We start from the raw sequence: 20,853 nt of genomic DNA, 5'->3' as shown, positions 1-20,853 counted from the left end.
TGACGGTCCTCAATACCATGGCGAAGACCGGTCAGCCGTGGGAAAACAAACTGCCCGCTTGACACGGTTGCTCTCCCGCTTGCGGGAGAGGGGTTGGGGGAGAGGGCGGGCGATCATTGCGCCGCCGCGCTGCGCAAAACCGTTGGCTTTGCTTTTTGTGGCTCCTAGCTAAGCCACCCCTCTCCCCACCCCTCTCCCCCTGAGGGGAGAGGGAGTAACTGCCGTCGTCATTTCCAACGGCTTTGGCGCGCTCTAGCCACCGATATAAGCGCGGCGAATTCCTTCATCCTTTAGCAGCGTGTCGCGGTCGCCTTGCATCACGATGCGGCCGCTCTCGATCACATACGCGCGGTGGGCGATGCCCAGCGCCGCATAGGCGTTCTGCTCGGCCAGCAGCACCGTGGTGCCCGCGCGGTTGATGCGCTGGATCACCTCGAACATCTGCTTGACCACCAGTGGCGCCAGGCCCAGCGATGGTTCGTCGAGCAGCAGCGTGCGCGGGCGTCCCATCAGCGCGCGGCCGAGCGCCACCATCTGCTGCTGTCCGCCTGACAGCGAGCCGGCCGGGTCGTCCTTTTTCTGCCGCAGGATCGGGAACATCTCGAAGACTTCTTCCAGCGAGCACTTGATGCCGGCCGAGTCGCGCCGGTGCACGTAGGCGCCCAGCGTCAGGTTCTTCTGCACGCTCATGGCGGGAAACAGCTTGCGCCCTTCGGGGCAGTGCACCAGCCCCGCCTGCACGATCTGCGAAGGTTTCATGCCAGCCAGCTCGCGGCCGTCAAAGCGCATGCTGCCGCCGCTGGTGCGATGGATGCCGCTGAGCGCCATGAAGATCGAGCTCTTGCCAGCCCCGTTGGCGCCCAGCAGCACCAGCAGCTCGCCGGCGGCGGCGTTCAGCGTGATGTTGTCGAGCGCGCGAAAGCTCCCGTACGAAAGCGAAACGCGTTCAAGCTGCAACATGGTCGGCTCCCAGATAGGCTTCGATGACCTGCGGGTCTTGCTGGATCTGCGCGGGCGACCCCTCGGCGATTTTCTCGCCGTAGTTCAGCACCATGATCTTGTCGGCCAGCCGCATGATCATGTCCATCTTGTGTTCGATCAGGCAGACCGTCTTGCCGTGGCGGACCATCTTGCGGATCAGTTCGGCCAAGCCCACGGTCTCCTCGGGGTTCACGCCACCCGCGGGTTCGTCGAGCAGCAGCAGTTCGGCATCGGTGGCCAGCGCCAGCGCAAAGGCCACGCGCTTGCGCTCTTCCTGCGTGATGTCCGCCGCCACTTCATGCGCGAGGTGCGCCAGGCCCACGAAGTCGAGCGCCTCCTCGGCCTTGGCGCGGCACAGCCGCTCTTCCTCGCGCAGCCGGCGCGTGTTGAAGATCACGTCGGCCAGCCCCGCTTGCGTGCGCAGCCGGTGGCCAACGATCAGGTTGTCCAGCACGGTGGCGCGGTCGAACAGGTGCGTGGCCTGGAAGGTGCGGGCCACGCCGAGGCGGGCGATCTGGTCGGCGCGCAGGCCGGCCACGTTGCGGCCCTTGAGCAGGATCTGCCCGGAGGTTGGCGCATGGGTGCCGGCGATCAGGTTGAAGAAGGTGGTCTTGCCCGCGCCGTTGGGGCCGATGATGGCGTTGATATGGCCCGTCTCGAAGGTGATCGAGACATCGTGCACGGCGCTCAGGCCGCCGAATTTCTTGGTCAGGTTGCGGATCTCAAGCATGGTCGGCCCCTGCGTTCGCAGCGTTTGCATTCGGGTTGCCGGCGACGGGCGCGTCGGCCGGGTGCACGCGGCTTGTGCCGCCGCGGCGTGCAGCGGCGGCGCGGCGCGCCTGGCGCTTGGCCCACGAGCCCACGATGCCGTCCGGCACGAAAATGATCAGCAGCACCAGCACCGGCCCGAACACCAGCATGCGGTAGTCCTGCAGGAACTGCAGCGTCTGCGTGACCCACGGCACCAGCACCGCGCCCAGCAGCGGCCCCAGCAGCGTGCCGGTGCCGCCCACCAGCATCGCCATCACCATCTCGAAGGTCAGGTCGGTGCGCGCGATGTCCGGCCCGAGAAAACGCACCTGGCCCGCGTACAGCGCGCCGGCAAAGCCGGCATAGCCCACCGACAGCACGAACGACAGCACCTTGGTGCGCATCAGGTTGATGCCGAGCGCCTCCGCCAGCGCGTCGCTGTTGCGCACAGCCATGAAGCTGCGGCCCAGCAGCGAAGTGACGATGCGGTGCATCAGGAAGGTGCCCGCCACCAGGAAGAACAGCACCAGGTAGTACTGCGCCTGCACGTTGTCGAACGCGAGCGGGCCCACCGAGGCCGGCACCGGGATGCCGATCAGGCCCACGGTGCCGTGCGTCAGGCTTTCCCACTTCTCGATCAGCAGGTAGATGATGTATCCGATGCACAGCGTGAAGATCGAGAAGTAATGGCCTTTGAGCCGCAGCGATACCACGCCGACGAAGTAGCCCACCACCATGCACACCACGCCGGACAGCACGAACGCCGCCCAGAACGGCACCTGGTGATCCACCGTGAGAATGCCCAGCGTATAAGCGCCGATGGCCATGAAGCCGCCGTGCGCCAGGTTGAGCTGGCCGGTGTAGCCCGTGATCAGGTTCAGCCCCAGCGTGGCGATGGCGTAGATGAAGGCCAGCGTCATCACCGTCAGGTAGTAGCTGTTGGGCGTGACCAGCGGGAACGCGATGGCCAGCGCCAGCAACAGGGCCCAGCCGGTCTTGCCTTGCAGTGTCTTTGTCATGGTGCGCTCCTTATGCGGCCTTGCCGGCAAACAGGCCTTGGGGCCGGATCGACAGGATGAGCACCAGCAGCGCAAAGGCGATGATGTCCTTGTAGTCCGTCGAGACGTAGAAGCCGCCGAAGCTCTCGGCCATGCCGATGATCAGTCCGCCCACGATGGCGCCGGGAATGCTGCCCATGCCGCCGAGGATGATGATGACGAAGGCCTTGGTGATGACCAGGTTGCCCATGCTCGGGTAGACCAGGTTGATCGGCGCGTAGAGCGTGGCGGCAATGGCGGCGAGCGCGCCGGAGATGGCAAACACCAGCAGCGTGACACGCGTGGCGTCGATGCCCACCAGCGCCGCGCCCTCGCGGTTCTGCGCCATCGCCACGATGGTGGAGCCGGTCACGGTGCGCGTGAGGAACAGGTGCAGCAGCACCATCAGCCCGAAGGCGGCGGCGATGATCAGCAGCCGTTGCGCCGGCGCGGTCAGGCCCATCACTTCCACCATCTGGCCATAAGGCGTGGGCATGCGATGGAAGTCGGCGCCCCACATTGCCTGCGCGCCGGCTTCGAGGAACAGCATGATGCCGATGGCGGCGATCATGTCGTGCAGCTCCGGCGCGTTGCGCAGCGGATGGAACACCAGTCGGTCGGCCAGCATCGACAGCGCAGCCACCGCGATGGCGGCGGCGCCCATCGCCAGCCAGTAGTTCATGCCCAGCGACGTCATCAAGTAGTACGAGACGTAGGCGCCTGCCATGTAGAAGGCGCCATGCGCGAAATTGGGCACGTGCAGGATGCCGTAGACCAGCGTCAGGCCCAACGCCACCAGGCTATATACGCCGCCCAGCGTCAGGCCGTTGAGGACTTGTTGAAGAAACAATGTCACGGGCTTACCTCATGCGACTTTTCGAATCACGAACGAAGGCACGCAAGCCGCGCTGCGGGCTGCGTGGAAATGGCGGCGCCGCGCAAAAAACAATGCGGGGGCCACTTGGTCAGGCGGGGCGAAAGTCAGCCGCGGGGCGGTGCGGCCTGGTGAATGGCGTGATGCATGCTTGGTCTCCTGTGCGATGCGGCAATGGCCTGCCGTGCAGGCCCCGGGTGCGGTGTCGTCGTGTACCGTGAAGCGCTACGCATGTCTGCGTAGGTATGTTCCAGCACGATCGTTCGTTTTCATTGACTGTTGCATACGGCCTGAGGCACAGTCAAGAAATACGGAATAGTCTTCCGCACAGCGAAATAGCCGGCTTACCTCCGGCCCGCCATCTCCAAAGGCGGCCACAGGTCTGCTTCCCGCACCCAGTAGCCAAGCGTTATCGCCACGTATGAAGCGCACCTCGTCGATCCCGCTCTCGCCTGCCTCCTCCGCTTGCTTGCCCGGCGGCGCGCATGCCACGCCTGTGCGCGCCGCCGATGCGCCGCACCACGGTGGCGAACCGGACATCGACCGTGACGACCGCAATTTTGTCACCGCGCTGGCGCGTGGGCTGGACCTGCTGCGCGCCTTCGGCCCGCACGACGATTACCTTGGCAATGCGGAACTGGCGCGGCGCGCCGGCATCCCGCGTCCCACGGTTTCACGCCTGACCTACACGCTCACCAGCCTGGGCTACCTGATCTACTCGGCGTCGCTGGAGAAGTACCGGCTCGGCCAGGGCGCGATGGTGCTTGGCCAGCGTTACCTCGCCGGCTCGGGCATCCGCGAGATCGCGCAGCCGCTGATGCAATCGCTGGCGTTTGCCACCGACTGCACGGTGGCGCTTGCCACATCGGACCGCCATGAGATGGTGTACCTGGAAGTCTGCCAGCCGCGCGGCGCGCTGGTAATGCGGCTGGCGCCCGGCTCGCGCCTGCCCACCGCCACCTCCGCCATTGGCCGCGCGTGGCTGGCCGGGCTGGAGCCGGAGCGGCGCGCCGCCGTGCTGGCCGACCTGGAGCGCCACTACGGCGCACGCTGGCCCGCGATCCGCATCAAGCTCGAGCGCGCGCTGCGCGACTACGCCAAGCGCGGCTTCTGCCTGGCCCACGCGGAGTGGGACCGCACGGTCAGCGGCGCGGCCGCGCCCGTGGTGCTCGAAGACGGCGCGGAAGTGCTGGCCATCAACATCGGCGGCGCGGCCACGCGGCTGACGCCGGAAATCCTCGACGGCAATCTCGGCCCGCGCATCCGCGAACTTGCTGAAGCGCTGCAGAGCCGTCTGTGGCAGGGGCGTGGATAGCTGTGCCATGCGCGCCATCGATGCCATCGCCACGTATCGCTTTCTCACGGCCCCAGGGCCACACATCTAGCTGGCAATACAGACATAGCAAACAAAGGAGACAAAGATGGAGATTCGCAACAAGACCGTGGTGGTGACGGGTGCCGCCACCGGCATCGGGCGCGCGCTGGCGCTGGCATTTGCCGCCGGCGGCGCGCGCGGCGTGGCCGTGGCCGACCTGGATGGCAAGGGCGCGCAGGCGGTAGCCGAGGAAGTGGCCAAGGCCAGCCCGGACTGCCAGGTGTTCGCGCAGCAAACCGACGTGGCCGATGCTGCCGCCGTGCAGGCGCTGGCCGATGAGGCCACGCAACGCTTCGGCCAGATCGATGTGTTCTGCTCCAACGCCGGCATCATCCTGCGCAAGGGCCTGGATGCCAGCGCCGAGGAATGGCAGCGCATCTGGGAGATCAACGTCATGGCCCACATCCACGCCTCGCGCGCGGTGCTGCCGCAGATGCTGGCGCGCGGCGATGGCTATTTCGTCAACACCGTATCGGCCGCCGGCCTGCTGTCGCAGATCGGCTCGGCGCCCTATGCAGTGACCAAGCACGCCGCCATCGGATTTGCCGAGTGGCTGTCGATCACCTACGGCGATCGCGGCATCAAGGTCAGCTGCATCTGCCCGCAGGGCGTGCAGACGCGCATGCTGTTCGGCGAGGATGGCGAGCGCAAGGGCTTCCTGCAGGCCGGCTCGGTCACGCCCGAGCACGTGGCACAGGTCACGCTGGAAGGCGTGAAGGACGAGCGCTTCCTGATCCTGCCGCATCCGGAAGTGCTCGAGTATTACCAGCGCAAAGGACAAGATTACGATCGTTGGCTAAAGGGAATGCGCCGGCTGCACGATAAAGTGATGGCGGAGTTCGGCGGCACGGTGGTTTAGGCGTGGCGTGAAACCCCGCGCAACGTTCAGAACAGTCAGAACAGTCAGTTGAGTTACCGCTGCCGGCGCACGGGTGCAAGGCTTCGCCCCTTCGCCCCTTTGCGCTGGCCGCGTGCAAGATCAGTCCGACACCAGAATAAAACCGAACATCGGGAGACACACCATGCGTTGCAAACCTTTCGCAGCTGCCGTCCTGGCCGCCTGCGCCACCTTCGCCGTGCCCTCGGCCCATGCCGACACCTATCCTTCCAAGCCCATCCGGATGGTGGTGGGCTTTCCCAGCGGCGGCGCGCCCGACATCCTGGCGCGCATCTTCTCCGAAAAAATCTCACCCTCGTGGGGCCAGCCCGTGGTGGTGGACAACAAGCCGGGCGCTGGCGGCAACATCGGCGCCGAGTCCGTCGCGCATGCCGCGCCGGATGGCTACACGTTGGCGCTGGGCACGGTCGGCACGCACTCCATCAACGGCGCGCTCTACAGCAAGATGCCGTACGACATGGTCAAGGATTTCACCCCGGTGATCCTGGTCGCCTCCACGCCCAACGTGCTGGTGGTCAACCCTTCCGTGCCGGCCAAGAACGTGGCGGAGCTGATCGCGCTGGCCAAGGCCAAGCCGGGCGCCCTGACTTTCGGCACGCCGGGCATCGGCACCTCGCCGCATGTGGCGGGCGAGATGTTCAACTCCCTGGCTGGGGTCAAGCTCACCCACGTGCCCTACAAGGGCCGCGCCATGGCCATTCCCGATCTGCTCGGCGGCCATATCAGCATGATGTTCGACAACCTGCCGTCGGCGCTGCCGGTGATCAAGGAGGGCAAGGTGCGGGCGCTTGGCGTGACCAGCGCGAAACGCTCGCATTCGGCGCCGGATATTCCCACGCTGGCAGAGCAGGGGCTGCCCGGGTTTGATGCGGACTCGTGGTTTGCGATCTTTGCACCGGCGAATACGCCCAAGGATGTGATCGCCAAGCTGAACACCGAGCTCAACCGGATTTACCAGCTTCCCGATGTGCAAGCCAAGCTCAAGACCTTGGGGCTGGATCCTATTCTTGGTACGCCGGAGAAGTTGGCGGGTTATCAGAAGGTTGAGATTGCCAAGTGGGCGAAGGTGGTGAGGGATTCGGGGGCTAAGGCGGAGTAAAGGTGTTGGTTTTGGGGCTAGGGGCTATACGACGTCGCTCTGCGGGGTTGGTCGCTGTTTGTTTGAGCGGCGATGGCGCTTGCACCCAAAAGCCATACGACATCCCCCTGCGGGGGCTGCCGGTCACTCTTCTTTGCGTCGGCAAAGAAGACTAACGAGAAGAAAGCCGACCCTGCCGGGAGCAGAGCAATCGGGCTATTTGGGCCTCGGTGGTTGCGTCGTACGGCCCGGAGTGTTGGCTGGCCTTTGCCATACCGGCTTGGAGGTCATCTCTACTGCATGACCCAATGGTCACGTGGTGGTGCCCCTGATCGCTTTGCTCGGTGCGCGTTCGGGCATCTGCCGTTCGCGGTGCGCAGCGCCACGATCCTGCCGGCCCTGGTGGTTTCGTGGTTTTGTCTCTGACGGCGGGCGCCCGGCCATTTGATGCCCTGCCGTACCGGCGCGAGCGGCACCTTGCTTCATCCCCCTCTGGTTTCGTGGTGGGCACCGTGGCCCGTGCGCGAGGGCCGCGCTCACACCCACGGCGCTCGTCCTCCGAGACAAAACCACGAAACCAGCCACACCCGAAACGGCGCAGCACTTCGCCCCGCGAACGGCAGATGTGGGAACGGTCACCGCGCACGAGGTCAGGGGCCGCACCACGTAACCCATGGGTCATGCAAAAATGATGTCCTTGGGGCCGGTAGGATCGGCTAGCCAATACTCCGGGCCGTACGACGCAACCACCGCCCCACATAAGCCTGATTGCTCTGCCCCCGGCAGGGTCGGCTTTCTTCTCGTTAGTCTTCTTTGCCGACGCAAAGAAGAGTGACCGGCAGCCCCCGCAGGGGGATGTCGTATGGCTGTTGGGTGCAAAGGCCAACGCCGAAGAAATAAACGGCGACACCCCCCAGCAGGGCGACGTCATATAGCCCCTGGCCCCAAAAACCACCGCCAACAAAAATCACAAATCCGCCTCAGCCGCCACCCCCACCCGCACCGCAGGCCCACTCCCACTCCGCAACCGGCTAAAACTAACCACAGCCCCCACAAGCGCCACCCCCGCGGCAACAAAAAGCGCCACCCGAGCCGCCCCGCTGGCATCAACACTAAACAACAACGCCACAACAGCTGTCCCGGTGGTCTGCCCCAGCAACCGCGTTGTCGCCTGCGCCCCGCTAGCGCCGCCACTGCGCGCCGGCGGCGTGGCGCCAATCATCGCGCGGTTGTTCGGTGACTGGAATAGCCCGAATCCCAATCCGCACATGGCCATGCGCCAGCACACGGCAAAGCTGGACGCTTCCGGCCCAAGCGTCGCCAGGCCGATCAGCCCGCTCCCGAGCAAGGCCAGCCCGATGCCGGCCAGGATGCTGGCGGGATAGCGATCGGACAGGCGTCCCGAGATGGGCGCCATGATGGCCACCATCAGCGGCCACGGCGTGATCAGCAGCCCCGTCTCGTGCAGCGTGCGGCCAAGCTGGTATTCGAGGTAGAAGGGCAGCGCCACGAAGGCCAGCATCTGCGCCATGAAGGAGCAGAACGACGTGCCCACCGCCAGCGTGAAGGCGCGGCTGGCGAACAGGTCCACCGGCACCAGCGGCGCATGCTTGCCGCGCTGCATGCGTACCAGCCACCATCCCAGCAACGCTGCCACCACCAGGCCGGCGGCGGCGGCGGGGCGCCATTGCGCGTGGCCCGCGCCGTCCACGCCCAGGATGAACAAGGCAAAGACCACGGCCGAGAGCAGCGCGCTGCGATAGTCGAAGCTGCGCGGCTGGGGCGGCGTCGCCGGCAGTGCGGTGCGGGCCAGCGCGAGCGCAAAGATTGCCACCGGCACGTTGATGGCGAACAGCCACGGCCAGCTCGCCACCGACAGGATCAGCGCGCCCACCGAGGGCCCCACGGCAATGGTGATGCCCACCACCAGCGCGTTCAGCCCGATGCCCCGGCCCAGTTTGGTGGGCGGATAGATAAAGCGCACCAGCGCCGTGTTCACGCTCATGATGCCGCCGCCGCCGATGCCCTGCAGCACCCGCGCGGCCACCAGCACCGGCAGGTTGGGCGACAGCGCGCACAACAGCGAGCCCGCCAGGAATATCGCCAGGCCGCCGCGGTACACGCGCTTGTAGCCAAGGATGTCGCCCAGCGAGGATAGCGGCAGCAGGCACACCGTGACGGTGAGCTGGTAGGCGTTGACCACCCAGATGGTGCTGGACGGGTCGGCCGCCAGCTCGCGCGAGATCGAGGGCAGCGCGATATTGGCGATCGAGCCATCGAGCACGGCCATGATCAGGCCGCAAAACACGGTGAGGATGGCCCAGGAGCGTTGGGGATAGGGTAAGCCTTGGTGTGGCTGCATGAGGGAGGGCGGCTGCTGAAGGAGTGGCGCGAGCAATACATTAGATGCTTGACGACACAATTATCGTCTCGCGGAGCGGCACTCGCAAATGATTGGAATGTGGTAAGGCAGCGCCGGCAGTGTTGTTTTTCGGTCGCAGAGAAATAGGGCGGAAAACCGGCCGTACTCCACCAAATGCCCTGCTGGCCCAGCGCTATGATCCCCGGCACGATGTCCCGGAAACCAGGTCGCGAACCGCACCTCCCATGGGGACGCAGCGTTTTCCGGACCGCCATTAGCCATGTCAACACCAACCACCCAGGGCTGCTGGCAGCCAGTCACCACTAGTCTCGATCCCGTCGACTGGAGCGCGCTGAGGGCGCAGGGGCACAGCATGCTCGACGATATGCTGGACCACCTCCAGGGCATCCGTGCCCGCCCGGTCTGGCAGCCGATTCCCGACGCGGTGCGCGCACGCTTCCGCGAGTCCCTGCCGCGGGAGGGCAGCGGGCTGGATCAGGTGCATGAGACCTTCATGGACAGCATCCTGCCATTTGCCGTGGGCAACGCGCATCCCGGCTTCATGGGCTGGGTGCACGGCGGGGGCACGCCGGTCGGGATGCTGGCGGAAATGCTGGCGGCCGGGCTCAATGCCAACCTGGGCGGGCGCGACCATATCCCGGTGGAGGTGGAGTGGCAGGTGCTGCGCTGGGTGATCGAGCTGTTCGGCTTTCCCGCGGATGCCAGCGGCCTGTTCCTGACCGGCTCGTCCATGGCCAACCTGTCCGGCGTGCTGGTCGCCCGGACCCGGGCGCTCGGGTCCGAGGTACGGTCAACCGGCATGGGGCAGACATCGCGGCCCCTGACGGCGTACACCTCCACCCGGGCGCATGGCTGCATCGCCCAGGGCATGGACCTGGCCGGCCTCGGCAAGGACAATCTGCGCTCGATTCCCGTTGACGAGATGGGGCGCATGGATATGGCGTGCCTTGCCGCCGCTATTGCCGTCGATCGCGCCGCCGGCTTGCAGCCATTTCTTGTGGTGGGCACCGCCGGCACCGTGGATACGGGCGCCATCGACGACCTGGCCGAGATCGCGCGCATTGCCCGCCGGGAGCAACTGCATTTTCATGTCGATGGTGCCTTTGGCGCCCTGGCCATGCTGTGCCCCCAACTGGCGCCGCGCCTGCGCGGCATCGAGCAGGCGGATTCGATCGCCTTCGATTTTCACAAGTGGCTGCAGGTCCCCTATGACGCCGGCTTCTTTGTGGTCCGCGACCGGCAATTGCACCTGCGCACCTTTGCCACGCACGAGGGCACGTACCTCAGCCGCGGCGAGCGCGGCATGGCGGCCGGCTCCCCCTGGCCTTGCGATTTCGGGCCGGACCTGTCGCGCGGCTTCCGTGCGCTGAAGACCTGGTTCACGATCAAGGTCTACGGCACCGAGCGGCTGGGCGGCATGATCGCCCACACCTGCACCCTGGCGCAGGAACTCGCGCGGCGCATCGAGTCCGAGCCGGAGCTTGAGTTGCTGGCGCCGGTATCGCTCAACATCGTTTGCTTCCGCTTTATCGGCGCGAATGCCAGCGCCAATGTTGATGCCGATGCGAACGGCGTCATCGAACAGCTCAACCGCGATCTTGTTGTCGCCCTGCAGGAATCCGGCCTCGCCGCGCCTTCGTCGACCGTGCTCGACGCTCGCTTTGCGATCCGGGTTGCGCTCTTCAATCATCGCAGCGCGCCGCAGGATATCGATGTCTTGCTGAACGCCACTCTCGCGCTTGGCCGGTCGCTGAGCGCCATATCACCCGTACCCGTTCCCGAAGCCAGCGGCCTACCACAATGAACGCAATTCTTGATTCCGCCAACATGACGCCGGCCCCTGACACCCTGATCGGCCTGCGCCACCTGCTGCGGGCGGCCCATCAGAACGAGGACCTGCGCCCGCTCGGCGCCGAGCTGATCAACCACCTGCAGGCGCAGCCGGACGATGCCAATGCGTTGATGGATCTCTCGCTGGTCCTGCAGCTCATCGGCGATCACGCGTTGGCCATGACCATGCAGGCCGAGGCGCTGCAGGCGCGCCAGCTCTATCACTTGCCGACCCTGCGCAATGGCGAAGCCCGCCTGCGCGTGCTGGCCATCATGGTGTCGGGCGACCTGATGGCCAACACGCCGCTGGAGTGCCTGCTGGGCAACTCCGACGTGGCGCTCGATGCGCTCTACGTCACGCCGGAGAACCCGCTGCCGCAGGCCGTGCCGGAGCACGACTTGCTGTTCATCGCGGTTGGCGAATCCGACCGTACCCAGCCCGTGCTGGAGCACCTGCGCGCGCTCGCGGCAATCTGGCCGCGCCCGGTGCTGAACCAGCCGGATCGCCTGCAACAGCTCTCGCGGGACCGGGCGGCGTCGTTGCTGGCCTCGGCGCCGGGCGTGTGCATGCCGCCGACGCTGCGGGTGGATCGCCAGGTGCTGGCAGGCATCGCCAGCGGGCAGGCAGCGATCTCGTCGGTGCTGGGCGAGGGCGCTTTCCCGATCATCGTCAGGCCGCTTGGCTCGCATGCGGGCAAGGGCCTGGAGAAGATCGGCGACGCGGCCGAACTCGCCGGCTACCTGGCGCAGACGGACGAGCCGGCTTTCTATGTCTCTTACTTCATCGATTACCGGAACGATGACGGCCAGTTCCGCAAATACCGGCTGGTGCTGATCGAAGGGCGCGCCTATGTGTGCCACGTCGGCATCTCGGAGCACTGGATGATCCACTATCTCAATGCCGGCATGGCCGAGAGCGCGGCCAAGCGGGATGAAGAAGCCGCCATCATGCGCGACTTCGACCACACCTTCGCGCTGCGCCACAAGGATGCCCTCGCACGGATCCAGGAGCGGCTGGGCCTTGACTACGTGGGCCTGGATTGCGCCGAGACGCCGGATGGTGCGTTGCTGGTGTTCGAGGCCGATACGGCGATGGTGGTGCACGATATCGATCCGGTTGACCTCTTCCCGTACAAGCAGCCGCAGATGCACAAGATCTTCGCGGCGTTCCGCACCATGCTGATCAACGCCAGCCAGGCCCATGCCGACCGCATGGACGCGCACGATGCCGCTGCCATCGACGGCTGACCTGCTGGTCAGCGGCGGGGACCACCGCATCGCGCTGGATCCGGAGACCGGCCGTAACAAGTACGGTTGCCAGCCGCTCGCCTCGACGGGGCTGGTTCCCTTTGGCTCCTCCACGTCCTCGGGGATTTCTCCCGCCGCGTTCGCCGAGGTGGACGTGCTGCGCAACCGGCTTGCCGCGGCGCTGCCGCACCAGAGTGCGGCCGAGCTGTATCGCCGCGAGCTGGACCGGCTGCGCGGCGAGTTGCTGGCGCTGTGCGGCATTGGCGATGCGCTTGGCACCGGGCTTGTCTTCTCGGCTTCCGGCACCGATGTGCACCTGCTCGCGGCGCGCGTTGCCGCGCGGGTGGCGGCCGATGGGGCCGGCAGCGATGCGGGCGATGCGGGTGTTCTCGGCGTTCAGGGCCGGCCGCTGGTGATCCTGGCCGGCGAGGCCGAGAGCGGCAGCGGCGTGGCCGCCGCGCTCGCCGGGCGCCACTTCAGCACGTACAACGCACTGGGCCGTACCACCATCCCGGGCGAGTCGCTGAGCCAGGCCTGCGCCAGCGACATCCTCGATGTGCCGATCCGCAATGCGGACGGCAGCTTGCGGGATGCGAAAGTGGTCGATGCGCAAATCGATGCGCTCGTCAGCCAGGCCGTGCAAGACGGACGCCAGGTGTTGCTGGTGCAGATCGACATCTCCAAGACCGGATGCATCGCGCCGAGCATTGCGTGCGTGACGGCGCTGCATCGCCGCTGGCCCTCGGCGGTGCAGGTCCTGGTCGACGCCTGCCAGTTCCGCATTGAGCCGGGTACGCTCCAGGCCTACCTGCGCAACGGCTGCATGGTGGCGCTGACCGGCTCCAAGTTTGTGACCGGGCCTTCGTTTTCCGGCGCCTTGCTGCTGCCAGCGGCCATGGGCAAGACACTACGCGAGCGCGGCGTCCCGGCGGAGCTGCGCCTGTACTCTGCGCGCGAGGAATGGCCGCAAGGCTGGGCAAGCGCGCAGGCGCTCGGCAGTTATGCGAACTTCGGCCTGCTGCTGCGCTGGCAGGCTGCGATCCACGAGCTGCGCGAATTCCTCGCGGTGCCGGCCGGGCAAGCCGCTGGCATTCTGCGGCGATTTGCCAGTGCCATCCAGCAAAGGCTGGGCAGCGATCCCGCCTTTGCCGCGCTGGCGGTGCCGGCGCTGGACCGCACCGCGCTGAACGCGCCATCCCACTGGGACGAGATCCAGACCATTCACCCCTTCCTGCTGTACCGATGCCAGCCGGGAGGCGGCAGGGCCGCGCTCAGCCGGGAGGAGACGGCCGCCATCTTTCGCCGGGTCCAGGCGCCGGGGAGCGCCGACGCAGGCGTGGCCTACCAGCTTGGCCAGCCCGTGGACAGCGGCCACAGGGCAGGTGTCCCGGTCAGCGCCTTGCGGCTGTGCATGAGCGCCAGGCTGGTAGTCCAGGCGGCGCGAGACCCGGATCAGGAGCGGCACCTCATCGGCCAGGCCCTGGCATGCCTGGATATGGTCTCCGCCCTTGTGCATACCCCCACGCGCGACGTTGGCGTTGCGCCAGTGCTGGATACCGCCTTTTCATAAATACACTCGCGTTTTCTCGCGGACTACGGCGTCACGATATTGAAGTCAGGCTTGAATGTGTCGAGCATGCCGGCGAGTTCGTCGAATTTCTCGCCAGCGCCTTCCACCTTTGCCCCTCCCGCCTGCGACAGTTTGCTCAGTGTGGTCGCCCCGCCCAGCACGCTGGCCAGGCCGAGCTTGTTGGTTGTGATCGTGACATCCGCCTTGGGGAGCTGTTTCCCGACGGTATAGATCAGGACCGAATTGCGCAGCTCGATCGCGTACTGCTCGTTGGTCTGCGGATTGATCCAGTTGACATTGAGCGTCTTCCCGGCTGCCTTCTTCCCATTCAGGCGGATGCCGGCGTAGTCCAGGATCATGTCGGCGGTCATCGCATTCACCGTATCCGCCGAGGCCACGCCGGCGCCCGGTAGCTTGACGGTGCCGCGCCGCAATTCCAGGGCGCCCATCAGGAACTCGTTACGCCATGTGGGACTCTCGGTCTGGTAGGCGAGCTGCTCCAGCGCATCGGCGCCCAGTTCGCGCGCCTCCTTGTTATCCGGATCGGCAAAGACAACGTGGTTCATCACTTCCGCCACCCAGCGATAGTCGCCTTCCTTGAACGATTGCCGGGCCTTGTCGATGACGCGCTTCGCGCCGCCCATGAACGCCACGTAACGCACGGCTGCCTCGGTGGGCGGCAGCTTGTACAGGTTTGCGGGGTTGGAGTCATACCAGCCGAGGTAACGCTGGTAGACCGCCTTGGCGTTGTGATTGACCGAGCCATAGTAGTCCCGGTTGTACCATTGCTTGCCAATGCTGTCGGGGAGTTTCAGCATCTCGGCAATTTCCACCGACGTGTAGCCCTGGTTGGCAAGATTCAGCGTCTGGTCGTGAAGGTACTTGAACATGTCACGCTGGTTCTCCAGGAATGGCACGATGGCGTCGCCCCAGGTCGGCCAATGGTGCTGGGCGATCACGGCCTTGGCGCGCACGCCATAGCGATTGGCCGCTTCGTTGACGGTCTTCCACCACTCCCTGGCATCGCGCACCTGGGCGCCGCGCAGCGTATAGAGGTTGTGGAGCGTGTGCGTGGCATCCTCGGCCATGTTGAGCACCTGGAACTGAGGCAGCCAGATCAGCATTTCCGCGGGCGCTTCGGTATTGGGCGCCATCAGGAACTCCATCTGCACGCCGTCAATCGTGCGGGTCTCGCCGGTCTTTGTCACCGAATCGGTGGGGGAGATCAAGGTGACCTCGCCAAGCGAGGTACTCTTGCCGAGTCCACCATCGACCTGGCCTTGCGGCCCGCGCGGCAATAGCGACCCATACATATACGTGGCCCTGCGGCTCATGGCGGTACCGGCGTAGATATTCTCGCTGACCGCTTCTTCCAGGAAGCCCTCGGGCGCCAGGATCCTTACCTTGCCAGCCTTGACATCCGCCTCGTTCACGACGCCCTCGACGCCGCCATAGTGATCCACGTGGCTGTGGGTGTAGATCACTGCCACGACCGGCTTGCGCGGCCGGTGCTGGTAATACAGGTCAAGCGCGGCTTTCGCGGTTTCCCTGCTCATTAACGGATCGATCAGGATCAGTCCGGTGTCGCCTTCGATCATCGTCATGTTTGACAGATCGAAGCCGCGTACCTGGTAGACGCGGTCGACAACGGCGAACAGCCCGTTGAACATATTGAGCTGGGCCATACGGTACAGGCTGGGATTGATGGTGTCGGGCGCCGTCTCAGCCTTGAGAAAATCGTACGCCGGCAGGTTCCAGGCAGCGTGCTTGCCGTTCCCCGCCTGAATGACAAGGTCCGGTGTGGTGCCGATAAACCCGCGTTGGGCCGATTCGAAGTCGGCCCGGTCGTTGAACGGAAGCGCCTTGAGCACCGCGGCGTTGGCTTGCCGGGTCAGGTCAGTGGCAGGTTTGCCAGGCGCCGGGGCGGATTGCGCGCAGAGGAGTGCCGGGGTGCTCGCCAGGGCGAACGCCATTGCCAGCAGGCGTTGCCGGGGACCAAGTCTGTTCTTCATGTTTATCGCTTCTTCTTGTTATGGGTATTCACAGCAAGGATGTCGACTACTACCACGCGTGGTTGTAGCTGATGGAAAAGACCTTCACATTAGCGGCCCCTGCTGGCGTGCTGACGGTCTTGAGGAAGGAAGCCGCCACGGCATCCGTAGGGGTGAAATTGAAACTTCCGCTGACGCCAAGCTTGAGCGTGTTCTGCGCATTGTCTTGCTTGATGCCGTTGATTCTGGTCTGCCCCCCGTTGCTGTAGACCATGTCCACCGCCGCCCACAGCGCGCGGTTGAAGCTGTAGCTGTAGTGCGCCTCCAGCGTTCCTAACGGCGCTTGCTGTAGCTTTCCGTGACCATCCGGCTGGAAGTATTCGCCGTTCTCGGTGTAGAACGAGACATTGCCATTGACGGACAGCATCGACTTGCCAAAAGGGTAGTTGAATGCAAGCTGTGGCTTGATCACCCAACGATTTCCACCGAAATTGACGGGCTTGTTCCGGTCATACTGCCCGGTGGGGACGGTAAGGAAGACGGCCGAGGTAAGAAGCGTCTGCGGTGTGGCCTTTGCAAATGCTTCCTGAGTCAGTGCCGGCGCGCCAAACAGGTTGGCCGCGAGCACAACGGTCAGGTCGCCCGCGCCGTTCTTGCTGAACTCGCGCGACGCCAGCGGGGCCATGGAACTATCGACGTTGGCGCTCGCCCAGCTGTAGGGCAGCAGGAACTGGATGCCACCGGTCTTGCCTGCCACCGGAAAGGAATATGCATAGCGGACCAACGCCATGTTCATGGTGGCGTTGACCCCCTGCACTGGAAGGGTCGTGTCCAGTTGCGTGTTGGACTGAACATGGTTGTAGTAGAGATAGACCAGATTCGTGTCGATCGGGAGATTCATCCAGTCCCGTGCGCCATCGGCAGCCGCAATACCAGGCAGCAGGCCGAACAACAATGCCGCGGCCGATGGGGCCAACCGTACGGTGTCGAGATGGCCATGCCATGCAGGCCCGCGCGAAGTGCGTGCGTCCGTTACGTTCTTGCCGCATGTCATTGCGCGTTTTCCCAGCGCGCGGCGTACGGAACGAACGGCCGGGGTAATGCTATTTCGCATGAATGCTCCCAATCTGATGCGAAGTGAAACGCAATAAGTGATCATCGGTGGATGACCGGCTGATGTGTGACGACGAGCTTGGGTAAATGACAACGAGCTTGAAGCCTGGAAAATGGGCGCCAAAGCGATGCCTTACGGCTGCCTGCACAAGGCTAGTCGGCCATTCCCTTTTCACCCGTGAGAAGATCCTCGGACCCAACGAAAGCGATGCCCGGCGCAAAGGCGATTGGGTAGACGTCTCCCACAAATTGTGCGTAGGTGGCGAAATAGTAGTAGACGGTCTCGCATCTCCGTACGCGGATATCCTGCGTTAGCGAGTGGATTGGTGCGCGCCAGGTCTTGGGGGACGCTTTGCAGTTGCTCCTATCTCGGGAGTCACTGACTGCCATGCTCTCCGCCTTCGCCACCGCTTCGTCAAGCTGAGACCGGATCATGGATTCGGGCGTCAAAGCGCAGCCGGAACTGAGTGCAATCAGGGATAGCGATAGCGGAAGCAGGTACATTTTCTTGGGTAAGAGTGACAGGCGCCAAAGGCCGGTCGGCTATGGCCCAGGGCAGCCGTTCATCAACGCGATTGAACGGATAATCAGCAGTGCGAGCGAGCCGGCGCCGCAGGCAGGCCTCGGGGGTGAACCGGTTGGACTTGCCAAGACGTTGATGCAGAAACCATTCGACGATGGTCGATGGCTTGCCACGGCTCATCCTCCGCTCATGGCATCGTCGTCGTGAGGTCTTGTCCTACCCTCCACTCGCGCGCCAGCCGCTCGGACTCGGCCCGCTGTTTGGCGGTCAGTTCCGCGGCCATTCCGGTGCGCAGCGTCATGTCTTCCGAACCCGGCTTGGCCTCGCGGGTCGACAGCAGCACCCAGGCGTAGGCCAGTACCAGGTTGCGCGCCACGCCCCAGCCATTCTCGTAGGCTGCCGCCAGGTTGTTCTGGCCGGTGGGATGGCCTTGCATGGCGGACTTGCGCAGCCAATGCACGCCTTCGCGCTTGTTGCTCAGGACCATGCCTTCGCCTTTGATCAACATGGCGCCCAGGTTCGCCTGCGCGTCCGCAAGGCCCTGCACGGCCGCCTTGCGCAGCCATATGACCGCCTCGCGATCATCCACCGGCCCGCCTTCTCCGAAGTGGTACTGGAGTGCCAGGTTGTATTGGGCCGGCCCGTAGCCTTGCTCGGCCGCCAGGCGGGTCCAGCGCCTCGCCTGCGCATAGTCCTTGGGCACGCCATCGCCCGTCGAATAGAGACTACCAAGCTCATTGCGCGAATCCGCGTCGCCCTGCGCGGCGGCCTTGCGCAGCCAGGCCACGCCTGCCTGCATGTCCTTCTTGACGCAGGCGCCGCGGACATAGGCAATGCCCAGATGGCCCTGGGCCGCGGCCACGCCAGCCTTGGCGCGCGCTTGCAAGGTGGCGGCGGCGGGCACGCACTTGCCACTGATCATCGCCGCGTACAGGTCCTGGGCCTCGCCAGCCCAGGCGCTGCCCGCGGCCATGGAAATGGCGGCGAGCCCGAGCGTCAAGGTACGGCGCGTTTCGTTGTGCTTCATTTCGCTTCTCGGTAAGGCAAGGCGCAAGCTTACTGGCGGCATGCCGTCAAGAGAATAGGACAAGTCCTAAAATGCAAGCGTCGGCCGCAACCGATCCCTTCGAGCGGAATCGATCGCTATGCCCGGGCCGGTCACTGCACCGACATCAATGCGAGAGAGGTTGCGGTGATTATGGAATTCGCCGCCTAAGCGATGCCTTATTGTAAGATCCATCTTCTAAATTTAGGATTTGTACTAAAAATGAGGGCCCCGGCCAGGATGCAGCAAGGTAAAGGGAACGCTCGCGAGACAAACACAAGATCATCGGGAAGTCGACCTGGATTGCAGCGGTTGTCGTGCTGAAGGTGGGGCCTGGACGCATGGCGGGCCCGGACGAGTACACATCAATCACACCGTAGCGCGAGCACGTCAGCAGGGATGGGGTACCTAAACTTGGCCTCCCGACTGCACGTCACGCGCAGGAGCATCGAACGTGCAGATCATCAAGCTTCGGCGTGAGCAATACTGGCACCCGGCAATCGTGCTGGCAGCCATGCTGATCCCCGCACTCGTCATGGTGCCGCTGGTATTCCTGCAGGGAAGGCAACGCGCCGACGGCGAAGCGTTGGTCACGGCGGTGTCGATCCAGAAGCAGATGGACAACATCCTCGGCGTGGTCACCGCCAATGTCGACAAATCCATGGCGCTGCTCGGCAAGCCATGCCAGGAGGTGATCGGCGAACTCACGCGGGCGAGCACCCTGAGTCCGTATTTCCGCTCGCTCATCCTGGTTCATGAAGAGAAGCTCTACTGCTCGCCGGTTCTGGGCAAGGTCAACGATATCCCGCTCACCCTGGCATTCGACGCGATGACCAGCTTGCCATTGGGGCCGCGGATCACCCCGAGCGCGGGCACCTCCCTGGTCCCGGACCGGCCCGCGGTCATCGTCTCGCGAGGCATCGGCAACGGCTCGGGCGTGCTGGCCGTGATCGACGGGCAGTACCTGCTGGACATTCAGGCAGCCGCCTCGTACAGCGGCCAGTTCCAGGTCCAGATCCTGCTCAGCGACTCGCTGCGCCAGTTGCCGACCGGTGCGCCGTTGGCGACGACAACCGGCCCGCGCTACCGGAACAGCATGAAGCTGGCCAAGTCCGCCGCCTTTCCCATCGAGGTGCGCGTCGCGGTCGCACCGGCGCTGATCACTGCCTACCGCCATGAGCTGTGGCGTCACTACGCGCCTTTCCTGGTACTGGCGGCGCTGCTCTCGGGATACCTGGCGCATCTGTTCTGCAGGCGGCGCTTGTCGCTGGTTAACGAGATCTACCGAGGCATGCGCCAGCGCGAGTTCCACATGGTCTACCAGCCGGTCATCCGGTTGGCCACGGGGGAGTGCAGCGGGCTCGAGGCTCTAGTCCGCTGGCACCGGCCCGGCCGGGGCAATATCCGGCCGGACATCTTCATCCCGCTGGCCGAAGACAATGGCCTCATCGGCGACCTGACTCGGCATATCTTTGATCTGGTGGCCGCCGACTTGCCAGGCCTGGGGCTGGGGCCGCGTGACCACATCGGTGTCAATGTCAGCGCTTCCCACCTGGCGACGCCCGGATTCGTCGCTGATGTGCAGCGGCTCCTGGGCAAGCTCGGCCCCGACGGGCCACTGCTGGTCCTGGAGGTGACCGAGCGCGAAGCGCTGCCGAACGACGAGCAGGTGCAACGCAACATCGCGCACCTGCGCGCGCAGGGTGTGCTCTTGGCGCTCGACGACTTCGGCACGGGGCAGAGTTCGCTGTCCTACCTTGAACAGCTCCATGCCGATTTCCTCAAGATCGATCGCTCGTTCGTCATGGGCATCGGCACGGACTCCGTCAACGCCGTGGTGCTCGACACCATCATCGGCCTGGGCCAGCGGCTGCATCTGGAGCTGACTGCCGAGGGGATCGAGAACGAGGTGCAGGCCGCCTACCTGCGACAGCACGGCGTGCATTGGGCGCAAGGCTATCTGTTCGCTGCGCCGTTGGGGGCGGGGGAGTTGGCGGCGTGGCGCCACAACCGTCCCCGTGTCACCGAGGCCGCCCAGGAGACCATGCCGGACCCATTGCCGGCTTGAGCCTGCGGATTCGGCCAGTGGGGGACACCACGCCGCTTGCTGGTTGAGACCTTAACGCTCCCCATTAACGCCCGCTTGCGCAACGCAAA

Annotated in this window: 16 protein-coding genes; 7 read left to right on the top strand and 9 right to left on the bottom strand. The window is 65.0% G+C overall.

What is annotated here, in order from left to right:
* Positions 1-252 precede the first annotated feature (252 nt).
* Genes AC1RQK_RS30610 through AC1RQK_RS30595 form a run of 4 tightly spaced genes read right to left on the bottom strand, consistent with a single transcriptional unit; the run spans position 253 to position 3,624 of the window.
* On the bottom strand, positions 253-960 hold the full coding sequence (locus tag AC1RQK_RS30610) for an ABC transporter ATP-binding protein (protein WP_492813063.1): 708 nt from the start codon (positions 958-960) through the stop codon (positions 253-255).
* Positions 947-1,711: an ABC transporter ATP-binding protein gene (locus AC1RQK_RS30605; protein WP_150993389.1), complete on the bottom strand. Its 765-nt coding sequence runs from the start codon at positions 1,709-1,711 to the stop codon at positions 947-949. The genes AC1RQK_RS30610 and AC1RQK_RS30605 overlap by 14 nt, the downstream gene beginning before the upstream one ends.
* Positions 1,704-2,750: a branched-chain amino acid ABC transporter permease gene (locus AC1RQK_RS30600; RefSeq protein ID WP_492813061.1), complete on the bottom strand. Its 1,047-nt coding sequence runs from the start codon at positions 2,748-2,750 to the stop codon at positions 1,704-1,706. Before AC1RQK_RS30600 ends, AC1RQK_RS30605 begins: the two co-directional genes overlap by 8 nt.
* A 10-nt stretch (positions 2,751-2,760) precedes the next feature.
* Positions 2,761-3,624, bottom strand: a complete 864-nt coding sequence (locus AC1RQK_RS30595; protein ID WP_150993602.1) for a branched-chain amino acid ABC transporter permease — start codon at positions 3,622-3,624, stop codon at positions 2,761-2,763.
* 439 nt (positions 3,625-4,063) lie between these two features.
* Between AC1RQK_RS30595 and AC1RQK_RS30590 the strand changes: the two genes are divergently transcribed.
* The 3 genes from AC1RQK_RS30590 (at position 4,064) to AC1RQK_RS30580 (ending at position 7,014) form a co-directional block, all read left to right on the top strand.
* A complete protein-coding gene (locus AC1RQK_RS30590; RefSeq protein WP_492376753.1) occupies positions 4,064-4,957 on the top strand; it encodes an IclR family transcriptional regulator in 894 nt (297 codons plus the stop codon).
* 106 nt (positions 4,958-5,063) lie between these two features.
* Positions 5,064-5,876 carry an SDR family oxidoreductase gene (locus tag AC1RQK_RS30585; RefSeq protein WP_150993598.1) on the top strand — a complete coding sequence of 271 codons (813 nt, stop codon included), beginning with the start codon at positions 5,064-5,066 and terminating at the stop codon, positions 5,874-5,876.
* A 163-nt stretch (positions 5,877-6,039) separates the two neighbouring features.
* Complete coding sequence (locus AC1RQK_RS30580; protein WP_492376752.1) at positions 6,040-7,014, top strand: Bug family tripartite tricarboxylate transporter substrate binding protein; 975 nt, start codon at positions 6,040-6,042, stop codon at positions 7,012-7,014.
* A gap of 946 nt (positions 7,015-7,960) precedes the next feature.
* On the opposite strand, the gene AC1RQK_RS30575 is transcribed toward AC1RQK_RS30580, so the two are convergent.
* Positions 7,961-9,355: an MFS transporter gene (locus AC1RQK_RS30575; RefSeq protein WP_492813058.1), complete on the bottom strand. Its 1,395-nt coding sequence runs from the start codon at positions 9,353-9,355 to the stop codon at positions 7,961-7,963.
* Between the two features lie 280 nt (positions 9,356-9,635).
* Between AC1RQK_RS30575 and AC1RQK_RS30570 the strand changes: the two genes are divergently transcribed.
* Genes AC1RQK_RS30570 through AC1RQK_RS30560 form a run of 3 tightly spaced genes read left to right on the top strand, consistent with a single transcriptional unit; the run spans position 9,636 to position 14,024 of the window.
* A complete protein-coding gene (locus AC1RQK_RS30570; RefSeq protein WP_492813056.1) occupies positions 9,636-11,180 on the top strand; it encodes a pyridoxal phosphate-dependent decarboxylase family protein in 1,545 nt (514 codons plus the stop codon).
* Positions 11,177-12,454: an ATP-grasp domain-containing protein gene (locus AC1RQK_RS30565; protein WP_492813054.1), complete on the top strand. Its 1,278-nt coding sequence runs from the start codon at positions 11,177-11,179 to the stop codon at positions 12,452-12,454. Before AC1RQK_RS30570 ends, AC1RQK_RS30565 begins: the two co-directional genes overlap by 4 nt.
* Positions 12,432-14,024 carry a hypothetical protein gene (locus AC1RQK_RS30560; RefSeq protein ID WP_492813052.1) on the top strand — a complete coding sequence of 531 codons (1,593 nt, stop codon included), beginning with the start codon at positions 12,432-12,434 and terminating at the stop codon, positions 14,022-14,024. The genes AC1RQK_RS30565 and AC1RQK_RS30560 overlap by 23 nt, the downstream gene beginning before the upstream one ends.
* Positions 14,025-14,047: 23 nt before the next feature.
* Here the strand turns inward: AC1RQK_RS30560 and AC1RQK_RS30555 are convergent, their stop codons facing one another.
* From AC1RQK_RS30555 to AC1RQK_RS30540, 4 genes are all read right to left on the bottom strand, one after another.
* Entirely contained in the window at positions 14,048-16,036 is a 1,989-nt protein-coding gene (locus AC1RQK_RS30555; protein WP_492813050.1) for an alkyl/aryl-sulfatase, read from the bottom strand.
* A 49-nt stretch (positions 16,037-16,085) separates the two neighbouring features.
* Positions 16,086-17,129 (bottom strand): transporter, encoded by a 1,044-nt coding sequence (locus tag AC1RQK_RS30550; RefSeq protein WP_492813048.1) that lies wholly within the window; start codon positions 17,127-17,129, stop codon positions 16,086-16,088.
* 414 nt (positions 17,130-17,543) lie between these two features.
* Positions 17,544-17,831, bottom strand: coding sequence for a hypothetical protein (locus AC1RQK_RS30545; RefSeq protein ID WP_492813047.1), 288 nt, complete (start codon positions 17,829-17,831; stop codon positions 17,544-17,546).
* Positions 17,832-17,838: 7 nt separating this feature from the next.
* Positions 17,839-18,678 (bottom strand): tetratricopeptide repeat protein, encoded by an 840-nt coding sequence (locus tag AC1RQK_RS30540; RefSeq protein WP_492813045.1) that lies wholly within the window; start codon positions 18,676-18,678, stop codon positions 17,839-17,841.
* A gap of 472 nt (positions 18,679-19,150) precedes the next feature.
* Between AC1RQK_RS30540 and AC1RQK_RS30535 the strand changes: the two genes are divergently transcribed.
* Complete coding sequence (locus AC1RQK_RS30535; protein ID WP_492373427.1) at positions 19,151-20,764, top strand: EAL domain-containing protein; 1,614 nt, start codon at positions 19,151-19,153, stop codon at positions 20,762-20,764.
* Positions 20,765-20,853: the final 89 nt, after the last annotated feature.

This window comes from Cupriavidus sp. GW822-FHT02D05, from assembly GCF_058802485.1.
The sequence above is the reverse complement of the archived record's forward strand: the minus strand, read 5'-3'. Positions and strand labels throughout refer to the sequence as shown.

Bases quoted from the DNA above. Each gene is read 5' to 3' on its own strand.
- AC1RQK_RS30610 (WP_492813063.1), bottom strand. From the start codon at position 960: ATGTTGCAGCTTGAACGCGTTTCGCTTTCGTACGGGAGCTTTCGCGCG.
- AC1RQK_RS30605 (WP_150993389.1), bottom strand. From the start codon at position 1,711: ATGCTTGAGATCCGCAACCTGACCAAGAAATTCGGCGGCCTGAGCGCC.
- AC1RQK_RS30600 (WP_492813061.1), bottom strand. From the start codon at position 2,750: ATGACAAAGACACTGCAAGGCAAGACCGGCTGGGCCCTGTTGCTGGCG.
- AC1RQK_RS30590 (WP_492376753.1), top strand. From the start codon at position 4,064: ATGAAGCGCACCTCGTCGATCCCGCTCTCGCCTGCCTCCTCCGCTTGC.
- AC1RQK_RS30585 (WP_150993598.1), top strand. From the start codon at position 5,064: ATGGAGATTCGCAACAAGACCGTGGTGGTGACGGGTGCCGCCACCGGC.
- AC1RQK_RS30580 (WP_492376752.1), top strand. From the start codon at position 6,040: ATGCGTTGCAAACCTTTCGCAGCTGCCGTCCTGGCCGCCTGCGCCACC.
- AC1RQK_RS30575 (WP_492813058.1), bottom strand. From the start codon at position 9,355: ATGCAGCCACACCAAGGCTTACCCTATCCCCAACGCTCCTGGGCCATC.
- AC1RQK_RS30570 (WP_492813056.1), top strand. From the start codon at position 9,636: ATGTCAACACCAACCACCCAGGGCTGCTGGCAGCCAGTCACCACTAGT.
- AC1RQK_RS30565 (WP_492813054.1), top strand. From the start codon at position 11,177: ATGAACGCAATTCTTGATTCCGCCAACATGACGCCGGCCCCTGACACC.
- AC1RQK_RS30560 (WP_492813052.1), top strand. From the start codon at position 12,432: ATGCCGCTGCCATCGACGGCTGACCTGCTGGTCAGCGGCGGGGACCAC.
- AC1RQK_RS30555 (WP_492813050.1), bottom strand. From the start codon at position 16,036: ATGAAGAACAGACTTGGTCCCCGGCAACGCCTGCTGGCAATGGCGTTC.
- AC1RQK_RS30550 (WP_492813048.1), bottom strand. From the start codon at position 17,129: ATGCGAAATAGCATTACCCCGGCCGTTCGTTCCGTACGCCGCGCGCTG.
- AC1RQK_RS30545 (WP_492813047.1), bottom strand. From the start codon at position 17,831: ATGAGCCGTGGCAAGCCATCGACCATCGTCGAATGGTTTCTGCATCAA.
- AC1RQK_RS30540 (WP_492813045.1), bottom strand. From the start codon at position 18,678: ATGAAGCACAACGAAACGCGCCGTACCTTGACGCTCGGGCTCGCCGCC.